This window comes from Actinomycetospora cinnamomea (assembly GCF_003096675.1).
Lineage (GTDB): Bacteria > Actinomycetota > Actinomycetes > Mycobacteriales > Pseudonocardiaceae > Actinomycetospora > Actinomycetospora cinnamomea.
Window position 1 is genome coordinate 60,605 of sequence record NZ_QEKW01000022.1, and the last position, 9,806, is coordinate 70,410.

Below are 9,806 nucleotides of genomic sequence, written 5' to 3' on the forward strand. Positions count from 1 at the left end.
GTGGATCTCACCCCGGACGACATCCGCGACGTCCTGCGTGCGGTCGACTCCAGCGGCCTGGACGAACTGCACCTCGAGCTGGCGGACCTCACCCTGACGGTGCGCCGGGAGGGCGCGGCGGGCTGGACCGCGGAGCACCAGGTGCTCCGCCACCCGACCGTCGAGCGCGCCGGCGAGCCCGCGGTCACCGCCGCACCCGAGAGCCCGGGCGCCGAGGTGCCCGAGGGCATGGTGGCGGTGCACCCACCGTTGCTGGGGACCTTCTACCGCGCGCCGAAGCCGGGCGCGCCCCCCTTCGTCGACGTCGGCGACGAGGTCGACGACCAGACCGTCATCGGGATCGTCGAGACCATGAAGATGATGACGCCGGTGCACGCCGGCGTCCGCGGCAGGGTGATCGAGTTCCGGACGGGCAACGGCGAGTTCGCCGACACCGACGCCGTGCTCCTGCTGGTGGAGCCCGCGCCGGGCACGAACGGTGGGGCCGCAGCGCAACAGGTGGAGCGATGAGGATCCGCCGCCTGCTCGTCGCCAACCGGGGCGAGATCGCCGCGCGCGTGATCCGGACCTGCACCCGCCTCGGCATCGAGTCGGTGCTCGCGGCCTCCGAGGTCGACCTCGACTCCCTGCCGGCCCGGATGGCCGACCGCGTGGTCCGCCTCGGTCCGGCACCGGCCGCCGAGTCCTACCTCGACCCCGCCGCGGTGGTCCGTGCGGCGCTGGCGGTCGGCGCGGACGCGGTGCACCCCGGTTACGGCTTCCTCTCGGAGAACCCCGCTCTCGCGGAGGCCTGTACGGACGCGGGGCTCCTCTTCGTCGGGCCGACCGTCGAGTCGTTGCACGCGGTCGGCGACAAGCTGACCGCGCGGTCGCACGCCCTCGCCGCCGGACTGCGGGTCGTCCCCGGCGGCGAGGCCGTCGACGTGGCGGCCGCGCAGGCGGTGGCCGCCGAGGTCGGCTACCCACTGCTCGTCAAGGCCGTCGGTGGGGGCGGCGGGCGCGGGATGAAGCTCGTCGGGTCCGCCGAGGAGCTCCCGAGCACCCTCGACGTCGCGATCTCCGAGGCGGCCGCGGCCTTCGGTGATCCCCGTGTCTACCTCGAGCGCTACGTCGCCTCCGGCCGCCACGTCGAGGTGCAGGTGCTCGGCGACGGCGTGTCCGCGATCGCCCTGGGCGACCGCGACTGCTCGGTGCAGCGTCGCTACCAGAAGCTGGTCGAGGAGGCCCCGGCGCCGCGGCTCTCCGAGGAGGTCCACGCGGCGATGGCCAGCGCGGCGCGCGCCCTGGCGGTCCACCTCGGCTACCGCGGCCTGGGCACGGTCGAGCTGCTCTACGACCAGGAACGACAGACCTTCTACTTCCTGGAGATGAACGCCCGCATCCAGGTCGAGCACCCGGTCACCGAGATGATCACCGGGCTGGACCTGGTCGCCGAGCAGCTCGCCGTGGCCGAGGGCCTGCCGCTCCGTCTGCGGCAGGACGACGTCGTCCTGACCGGTCACGCGGTGGAGTGCCGGATCAACGCCGAGGACTGGGCGCAGGACTTCCGTCCCTCGCCCGGTCGCATCGACCGCGTCCTCCTGCCCATCGGTGACGGCATCCGCGTCGACGCCGGAGTCCAGGCCGGCTCCGTCGTACCGCCGCACTACGACTCGCTGCTGGCCAAGCTGATCGTGCACGGCGTCGACCGCGCCGACGCGCTGGCCCGGGCCCGTGCGGCGCTGGACCTGCTGCGCATCGAGGGGGTCACGACGACCGCGCCGCTGCACCGGGCGCTGCTCGACGATCCCCTGTTCACCGCCGGCGGGGTGGACACCGCCTTCTTCGACCGGTTCCTGCAGGGTCGTCGACGCGCACCGGCGGAGGTGTCCTGATGGCCGACGTCGGACTCGTCGACGTCTCGTTGCGCGACGGCAACCAGAGTCTGTGGGGCGCTGCCGGTCTGCGCAGCGCCCACGTGCTGCAGGTGGCGCCGCTCCTCGAGAGGGTCGGCTTCCGGGCGCTGGACTACAGCTCCAGCACCGCGATGGGGATGCTGGTGCGCACCCACCGTGAGGACCCGTGGGAGCTGTTCCGCCGCACCCGCGCGCTCATGCCGGGAACGAAGCTCCAGTTCATCGGCACCGGCTTCCGCTTCATCAGCTGGCAGAACTCCCACCCCGACACCATGCAGCTGGTCTACGACAGGCTCGTCGCCAACGGCATCGACCGGGTCGTCGTCCTCGACCCCATGCACGACATGGACGCCGCCCGGGCCACGGCCCGGCGCCTCAAGAAGGCCGGCATCGACGAGGTGGTCGGCGCGCTGACCTTCACGATCAGCGCCGTGCACGACGACGCGTTCTACGCCGACGTCGCCCGCCAGATGCGCGACTGCCCCGACATCGACCGCGTCTACGTCAAGGATCCCGCCGGGATCCTCACCGCCGAACGGGCCCGCACCCTCCTGCCGGCGGTCACGGCGGAGCTCGGCGGGACCGCGCTCGAGCTGCACTCCCACGCCACCATCGGCCTCTCGCCGCAGACCTACTCGATCGCACCCGAGCTGGGCGTCGAGGTCGTCCAGACCGGCTGTGGTGCGGCGGGCAACGGCTCCTCACTGCCGGAGGCACGCCGCACCGTGACCAACCTGCGGGAGATGGGCCACCGGATCGACATCGACGACCGCGCCCTCGGCCTGGCCTGCGGCTTCTTCGACCGGTTGACGGTCGCCGAGGAGCTCCCCGCGGGACGGCCCCAGGACTTCGACGCCGCCTTCCTGCACCACCAGATCGCCGGCGGCGTGATGACCACGACCCGCCGACAGCTGCGCGAGATCGGGATGGAGGACCGCTTCGCGAGCCTGATCGACGAGGTCGGGCGCGTCCGCGCGGAACTCGGTCACCCGATCATGGTCACCCCCTTCCCGCAGATGGTGGTCTCGCAGGCTCTCTTCAACCTCATGGGCGAGCGGTACGGGAACGTGCCGGACCAGGTCATCCGGTACGCGCTCGGCAGCTTCGGACGGCCCACCACGCCCATCGAGCCCGACGTCCTCGACCGGATCCTCGGTCGCCCGCGGGCCCGCGAACTGCAGGCCGAGCCGCCGCCGCCGTCGCCGGAAGAGCTGCGCCGGCAGTTCGGCGCCGCGATGAGCGACGAGGAGCTGCTGCTGCGGGCCCACATGCCCGCGGAACAGGTCGACGCCATGGTCGCCACCGGTCCGGCGGCGCAGCACTACAACCCTGATCTGGCCCCGGTGCTCGGCCTCCTCCGCGAACTGGGCGACCGCCCGTCCGTCCACGACCTGTCGATCACCAAGGCCGACCTGCGCCTGTCCGTCCACCGCCGCGCGGAGGAGGCCGGCCATGGCTGAACCCGACGGCGCCGTCCTCGACCGGCTGCACGCGGCGCGCGGGTTCGTGCTCGACATGGACGGGACCCTGGTCCTCGGTGACCGCAACAACCGGGGGATCCGGGCCCTGCCCGGCGCGGTCGAGCTCGTCCGGGCCCTGATCGACCGGGGCACGCCGTTCTGCGTGTTCACCAACGGCACGGTGAAGACCCCGGAGGAGTGCGCCCACGCCCTGCAGGACGCCGGTCTCCCGGTGCCCGACGACGCCGCACTCACCCCGGCCAGCGCCGCTGTCGAGGTCTTCCGGCGTCGGGGGCACCGACGGGTCATGGTCCTCGGTGGCAAGGGCGTCACCGAACCGCTCGAGGCCGCGGGCATCGAAGCGCTCCCGCCCCTGCGCGGAACGACCGCGGACGCGGTCTTCGCCGGCTGGTACCGGGAGGAGCTCACCTTCGAGGCGCTGGAGGCCGCGTGCTTCGCGGTGCTCGAGGGGGCGAAGGTCTACAGCGCCTCCCAGTCGCCCTTCTTCGCCACCGCGGAGGGACGCACGCTGGGGTCGTCGCGCGCCATCAGCGCCGTGCTCCGCGACGTCACCCGCGCGCGCGTCACCGTCGTCGGGAAGCCGGCGCTGCAGGCGCTGCGGACCTCGGCGCGGCACCTCGGCGTCCCCGCCGCCGAGCTGGCGGTCGTCGGTGACGACCCCGGTCTGGAGGTGCCCATGGCGCACAAGGGTCGTGCGCTGGCCGTCGCGGTCCACACCGGGATCGGCGACGCGGAGTCGTTCGTCCACGTGCCCGAGGACGTCCGCCCGCACCTGGATCTCGCCGACGTCGGGATCCTGGCCGAACTCCTGTCCGGTGGATGACGCACCGAGCGGGATACGCGGTCTGCGGCGGCGGTCGGACGCCGCCGGCTCGTGTCAGGCGGGGACGGTGAGGGACCGCCGGCCCGTGCGGCGCAGGCGCAGCGCACCGACCCCCCGGCAGACGAGGTAGATCACGAACCCGATCGTCGTGATGTAGGGGCTGATGGGCAGGCCCGGGGAGAGCGACAGGACGATCCCGCCGAGCACGGCGACCTCGGCGAACACCACCGAGAGCACGGTCGCCGCGACGGGGTTCGCGGTGACCGCCGTCGCCGCGGCCGCCGGTGTGACGAGCAGCGCGAGGACGAGGAGGGCTCCCACGATCTGGATCCCCAGACCCGTGGTGGTGCCCAGCATGAGGGCGAAGGCGATGGCGAGGGTGCGGGTGGGCACGCCGCGGGCCGTCGCCATCTCCGGGTCGAGGCTCGCGAACAGCAGCGGGCGGTAGAGGGCGACCAGGGCCGCGGCCACCACCACGCCGACGATCGCCAGCACGGCGACCTGTTCGCTGTCGACGCCGACGATCTGGCCCACCAGCAGGCTGAACTTGTTCGACGTCCGCCCTGTGTACAGGGACTGGAACAGCACGCCGAGGCCCAGCCCGAAGGCCAGCACCACGCCGATCACGGTGTCGTTCTCGCGACGCTTCGCCGACATGGTGGCGAAGACGACCGCGACCACCACGCCGCCGATGAGCGCCCCGACCCCCACGAACGCCGTGCCGGCGACGAGGAGGGCTGCCGCCGCGCCGGCGAAGGACAGCTCGCTGACCCCGTGCACGGCGAAGGCCATGCCCCGTCCGACGACCAGCGGACCGAGGAGTCCGGCGAGCAGGGCGAGCACGGCGCCGGCCGCCAGGGCCGTCTGGACGAAGGGCTGCTCGAGCAGGAACGCGGTCTGGGACAGGTCGAGGACGTCGTCCACGATGCGGTGCCTCCGGGCGGATCAGGACGCGTGCGTCGGCGCCGGCATCAGGACGTCGTCGGCCGCGCCGGTGTGGTGCACCACGGAGTCCTCGTGCCCGACGACGAGGATGCGGTCGCGTACGCGGACGACGTCGACCGGGGCCTGGTAGAGCTCCGAGAGCGTCTCCGAGGTCATGACCTCGTCGGGGGTGCCGATGCGGAACCGGCCGTCGACCAGGTAGAGGACGCGGTCGACCACCGGCAGGACCGGGTTGATCTCGTGGGTCACGAACAGCACGGCCGTGCCGTGGTCGCGGCGGCGACGGTCCAGCAGGTCGACGACGACGCCCTGGTGGGCGAGGTCCAGGGACAGCAGCGGCTCGTCGCACAGGAGGAGGTCCGGGTCGCCGACCAACGCCTGGGCGACGCGCAGGCGCTGCTGCTCGCCGCCCGAGAGGCGCCCGACCGGCGCGTCGGCCCACGCGTCCGCGCCGACCTGGTGCAGGGCGTCGTCGATGCGCGCGCGACGTTCCCGGCGTCGCCGGCCGAGCACGGGGCCGAACCGGTGGCCGTCGAGCCCGAGGCCCACGAAGTCGCGGCCGCGCAGCGGGACGTTCGGGTCCAGCGCCTTCTGCTGCGGAACGTAGCCCACCCTGTTCGAGCCCTGCTGCGGGCGCCGGCCCCCGACCTGGGCCTCGCCCGCTGCGAGGGGCAGCAGGCCGAGCAGGACCTGGAGCAGCGTCGTCTTGCCGGAGCCGTTGGGCCCGAGGATCGCGATGAACTCGCCGGCCGGGACGTCGAGGTCGAGGTCGCTCCAGAGCCGACGGGTTCCCCGCTCGACCGCGGCGCCGCGCAACGCGACGGCCGGCGCCGCGGGGGCGGCGCCGGCCGTCGCGTGTCCGGTGGGTGCACCGGTCACTGCGGCGCGCCCACTGCGGAGGCGATGCGCGAGCGCAGGTCGGTGAGCCAGCCCACGTAGTCGCGGCCGGCGGGCAGCGTCTCCCCGACTTCCACGACGGGAATGGTGGCCTGGTTGGCCAGCGTCCGCAGGTTCACGGTGACCGGTGACTCGGTCTGCGGGTTGAAGAACAGCACGTCCACCGCGCGGGAGGTGAGGAGCTGGTTGGTCTCCGCCACGGCGGCGGCCGGCGGGTCGGTCTCCTCCTCGATGGCCTCCGCGAACTCGGGCGGCGTCACATCGGTGATGCCGGCCGCGCGCTCGAGGTAGAACGGCACCGGCTCGCTCGACAGCCCCCGCAGACCCGGCCGGGCCTGGCCGATGGCGGCGAGCTGCTGGTTGATCTGGTCGACCTGACCCGTGAACTCGTTCGCCCGCTGCGTCAGACCCTGGGCCTGGCCGGGGTCGACCTGGCCGAGCCGGTCGGCCACCTGCCGCGCGAAGGCGTTCACCGTCGCCGGGTCGAACCACACGTGCTCGTTCTCCTCGGCCTGGTCCGGGCGCAGCGCAAAGGCCTCGATGGCCTTCTCCCGCGCGCCGGGCGTGGCGTCGAGGGCGCGCTCGACCCACTCGTCGTAGTGCCCGCCGTTGTAGACGATGAGGTCGGCCTGACCGATCGCCGCAGCGTCCGCCGGGGTGGCCTCGTAGGAGTGCGGGTCGGTGTTCGGGTCGGTGATGATCGAGCGGACCTGTGCGGTCTGTCCCGCGATCCGCGAGGCGATGTCGCCCCATACGTTCGTCGAGGCCACCACGTTCAGGGTGCGCGCCGGCGGTGCGGCGTCGCCCGAGGGGGCCGGGGCCGGCGCGGCCGCGCTCGGGGGCGGCGGCTGCTGCCCGCCGGACCCGCACGCGGCCACCAGCCCCAGGGACAGGGCCACCAACGCCGTCAGCCACGTCCGGCGGGCCCGCGGCACGCCTCGACCGGCGCCGCGAACGGCGCTGGGGATCGACATCGAATTCCTCCTCGTCACCTTTGGCGGTGATGGTAACCGTTCCCACTACACGGCGCGTGGCCCAGTGCGGGGTGACCGGTCACATGCAGCCGGGAAGCCGCCCGTCAATCGGTCGCCCGCTGCAGGATGAGGACGTTGTCGGTGACGGTCGCGATCTCGCCGCGCGGGCCGGTGGCCACTCGGCGGGGTATGTCGGCACGGAGGACCGACCACTCCGGTGACGGGAGGTCCAGCTCGGCGGCGACCTCCTGCGGGGTGGGGAAGTGGGTGTCGGGATCCTGGTTCCACGACCAGGGGGCGATCGAGCCGTGGTCGACGACCAGCAGCAGGCCCGCCGGGCGCAGGGCGCGGGCGGCGGTGCGCAGCACGTCGGCGCGGGCGAAGTCGAAGACCGAGTGGAAGTACTGCGCGGAGACCAGGTCGAACGTTCCGGCGGGGAACGTCCGGGGCAGGTCGTGCCGCTCGGCGGTGATCTGCTCGGCGAGCCCGGCCGCCGCGGCGTGCTCGCGCACCCCCGCGACGGCCGCGGCGGCGATGTCGACGGCGGTGACGCGCCATCCGCGCCGGGCCAGCCACACGGCGTCGCCGCCGGCGCCGGTGCCGAGGTCGAGAGCGGTTCCGGGCTCCAACGGTTCGGCCACCTCGGCCAGCACCGGGTTGACCCGCGCACCCCAGGGGATCTCGCGGCGGGTGTAGAGGTCGTCCCAGAACCGTGCGGCGTCGGTCGGCTCGTGCTCGGTGTCCGTCATCGCGTCTCTCCCCGGTGTGGCTGCCTGCCTGGTCGGGGTCACGATCGCCCCCACGGGCGACGAGGGCACGTCCTCGTGCCGTGTCGGCAACCGTGCATGTGTCGGGCCGGGGGCCGTCCCGGCGAGCCGGGGGAGTGCGACGGTCAGGCCGAGGTGTCGGCGGCGGCGCACTCCCGACAGGTGCCGAACACCTCGACGGTGTGGTCGAGGTCGGAGAAGCCGTGCGCCTCGCCGACCTCGCGGGTCCAGCGCTCGATGTCGGTGCCGGCGATCTCCTCGGTGCGGCCGCACGACCGGCAGATGAGGTGGTGGTGGTGCTCGTCGGCCCGGCACATGCGGTACAGCGAGCCGTCCTCGGACGCCACGACGTCCGCCTCGCCCTGGTCGGCGAGCAGGTGGAGCTGCCGGTAGACCGTGGTGAGGCCGATCGGGTCGCCGGCCTGGCGCAGCTGGAGGTGGAGCTCCTGTGCGCTGACGAAGCCGTCGTTGCGCCCGAGCGCCGCGCGGACCGCGGAGTGCTGCCGGGTGGAGCGGATGGGGCCTCGCCCTGACCGGTCGATCCGTGGCGACGTCACGGGTCTCACGGTAGCGAACCCGGCCTGCTCCCGAGGCTGGTCGCCCTGCGGTCGCGGGCGGCGCCGCACGCGCGCGGTCACCCCTGGCGACCCTTCTCCCGGAGCCGGACACGCGAGAGGCCGAAGGCCCGCAGGTGCCCGCGCGGGCGCCCGTCGACGGCGTCGCGGTTGCGGACGCGGGTGGCGCTCGCGTCGCGCGGCTGACGCTGCAGCTCGATGCCTCTCAGACCTTCTCTCCGGCGGCCCGCAGCCGCGCGACGACGGATTCGATGCCGTCCCGGTCGACGGTCTTGATCGCCTTGGTCGACAGCGTCAGCCGCACGTAGCGACCCTCGCCGGGCAGCCAGTAGCGCTTGTCCTGGATGTTCGGGTCGAACCGGCGGTTCGTGCGGACGTGCGAGTGCGAGACGTTCTTGCCGAACCCGGGCTCGCGGCCGGTGAGCTGGCAGCGTCGAGACATCCTCGGCTCCTCCTGTGGGGGCTGCTTCGGGCTGGAGGTGTAGGGCACCAGTGCCATCTCCCGGGCGGTCTTGATCGCCGCGGCGACCTGGCGCTGCTGCTGCCCGGTGAGGCCGGTGACGCGCCGGGAACGGATCTTCCCGCGGTCCGAGATGAAGGTGCGCAGCAGCGACACGTCGGTCCACTCCACGATCTCGATGCCGCGCGCCAGGAGCGGGTTGGCCTTCTTCTTGCGGGCGGAGCCCACGCGCGGAGGGCCGGGCATCAGCGCTCCTCGCGGAACTCGACGTGACGCCGCAAGCGGGGGTCGTACTTGCGCAGGACCAGCCGATTCGGGTCGTTGCGGCGGTTCTTGCGGGTCACGTAGGTCGTGCCCGTCCCTGCTGTCGAGCGCAGCTTGATGATCGGCCGGATGTCGTTGCGCGCCATCGCGCCCTCCCATGGTCGGCTAAGATGACAACGGTTATCGTAACCGACATGCGGCTCGGGCGAGGACCCGGTCCGGCTCGACGACGATCGACTTGGAGGCCTCTCGTGAAGAGCGGCGTGCACCCCGACTACCGCCCCGTCGTCTTCCGCGACTCCAGTACCGGCGACGCGTTCCGCACGCGGTCGACGGTGACTTCGGACCGGACGATCGAGTGGCCGGACGGTCGGCACTATCCCGTCATCGACGTCGAGACCTCGTCGTACTCGCACCCCCTGTGGACCGGTACCGCGCGACCCGTGGAGCGGGGCGGTCAGGTCGAGAAGTTCCAGCGGCGCTACGGCGCGCGCTCCCGCGGCTGACGGGTCTCGAGGACGCGATGGCCGCCACCGACGACCTGTGGGGGATGGTCGACTACGGCCCGTTGGGCGAACGTCTGGCACCGGCGGACCGGCACCTCGTGGAGGTGGCCGCGCCGGGCCCGGATGATCTGTGAGTGTCGCTGCGGTGCTCCGGCAGGGAGGACCACCAGGCTCGGCGTCGGTGACCCTGGCGTGACTCACGGAATGATTTGGCCGCTG

The 9,806-nt window shown here is 73.1% G+C and carries 13 protein-coding genes and 1 pseudogene; 5 read left to right on the forward strand and 9 right to left on the reverse strand.

Annotated features, from left to right (window positions below):
• From C8D89_RS30565 to C8D89_RS25640, 4 genes are read left to right on the forward strand one after another with little or no spacing between them, the layout of a single operon-like run.
• Entirely contained in the window at window positions 1-510 is a 510-nt protein-coding gene (locus C8D89_RS30565; protein WP_116710969.1) for an acetyl-CoA carboxylase biotin carboxyl carrier protein, read from the forward strand.
• Entirely contained in the window at window positions 507-1,874 is a 1,368-nt protein-coding gene (locus C8D89_RS25630) for an acetyl-CoA carboxylase biotin carboxylase subunit (protein WP_116710970.1), read from the forward strand. The genes C8D89_RS30565 and C8D89_RS25630 overlap by 4 nt, the downstream gene beginning before the upstream one ends.
• Window positions 1,874-3,355, forward strand: a complete 1,482-nt coding sequence (locus C8D89_RS25635) for a biotin carboxyl carrier protein (RefSeq protein ID WP_116710971.1) — start codon at window positions 1,874-1,876, stop codon at window positions 3,353-3,355. Before C8D89_RS25630 ends, C8D89_RS25635 begins: the two co-directional genes overlap by 1 nt.
• Window positions 3,348-4,199: an HAD-IIA family hydrolase gene (locus C8D89_RS25640; protein ID WP_116710972.1), complete on the forward strand. Its 852-nt coding sequence runs from the start codon at window positions 3,348-3,350 to the stop codon at window positions 4,197-4,199. The genes C8D89_RS25635 and C8D89_RS25640 overlap by 8 nt, the downstream gene beginning before the upstream one ends.
• Before the next feature lie 54 nt (window positions 4,200-4,253).
• Here C8D89_RS25640 and C8D89_RS25645 read toward each other — a convergent pair whose 3' ends face one another.
• The 9 genes and pseudogenes from C8D89_RS25645 to rpmG all read right to left on the reverse strand — a co-directional run bounded on the left by C8D89_RS25645 (window position 4,254) and on the right by rpmG (window position 9,227).
• Window positions 4,254-5,123: a metal ABC transporter permease gene (locus tag C8D89_RS25645; protein WP_207787431.1), complete on the reverse strand. Its 870-nt coding sequence runs from the start codon at window positions 5,121-5,123 to the stop codon at window positions 4,254-4,256.
• 21 nt (window positions 5,124-5,144) lie between these two features.
• Entirely contained in the window at window positions 5,145-6,023 is an 879-nt protein-coding gene (locus C8D89_RS25650) for a metal ABC transporter ATP-binding protein (RefSeq protein WP_116710973.1), read from the reverse strand.
• Entirely contained in the window at window positions 6,020-7,015 is a 996-nt protein-coding gene (locus C8D89_RS25655) for a metal ABC transporter solute-binding protein, Zn/Mn family (RefSeq protein ID WP_116710974.1), read from the reverse strand. The genes C8D89_RS25650 and C8D89_RS25655 overlap by 4 nt, the downstream gene beginning before the upstream one ends.
• Window positions 7,016-7,119: 104 nt before the next feature.
• The gene (locus C8D89_RS25660) at window positions 7,120-7,764 is read right to left on the reverse strand and encodes an SAM-dependent methyltransferase (RefSeq protein ID WP_116710975.1); all 645 of its coding nucleotides are present in this window, start codon (window positions 7,762-7,764) and stop codon (window positions 7,120-7,122) included.
• Window positions 7,765-7,907: 143 nt separating this feature from the next.
• On the reverse strand, window positions 7,908-8,339 hold the full coding sequence (locus tag C8D89_RS25665; RefSeq protein ID WP_207787432.1) for a Fur family transcriptional regulator: 432 nt from the start codon (window positions 8,337-8,339) through the stop codon (window positions 7,908-7,910).
• A 77-nt stretch (window positions 8,340-8,416) separates the two neighbouring features.
• Window positions 8,417-8,605 carry an uS14 family ribosomal protein gene (locus tag C8D89_RS25670; protein ID WP_116710990.1) on the reverse strand — a complete coding sequence of 63 codons (189 nt, stop codon included), beginning with the start codon at window positions 8,603-8,605 and terminating at the stop codon, window positions 8,417-8,419.
• Window positions 8,563-8,799: a 50S ribosomal protein L28 gene (gene rpmB, locus C8D89_RS29570; protein WP_165825945.1), complete on the reverse strand. Its 237-nt coding sequence runs from the start codon at window positions 8,797-8,799 to the stop codon at window positions 8,563-8,565. Before rpmB ends, C8D89_RS25670 begins: the two co-directional genes overlap by 43 nt.
• 21 nt (window positions 8,800-8,820) lie before the next feature.
• Window positions 8,821-9,063: pseudogene (gene rpsR, locus C8D89_RS29575) on the reverse strand (30S ribosomal protein S18); the annotation flags it as partial.
• Entirely contained in the window at window positions 9,063-9,227 is a 165-nt protein-coding gene (gene rpmG, locus C8D89_RS25680) for a 50S ribosomal protein L33 (RefSeq protein WP_116710977.1), read from the reverse strand. The gene rpmG and the pseudogene rpsR, both read right to left, overlap by 1 nt.
• 105 nt (window positions 9,228-9,332) lie before the next feature.
• On the opposite strand from rpmG, the gene C8D89_RS25685 reads away from it, so the two are divergent.
• Window positions 9,333-9,587, forward strand: coding sequence for a type B 50S ribosomal protein L31 (locus C8D89_RS25685; RefSeq protein WP_116710978.1), 255 nt, complete (start codon window positions 9,333-9,335; stop codon window positions 9,585-9,587).
• The last annotated feature ends 219 nt before the right edge of the window (window positions 9,588-9,806 follow it).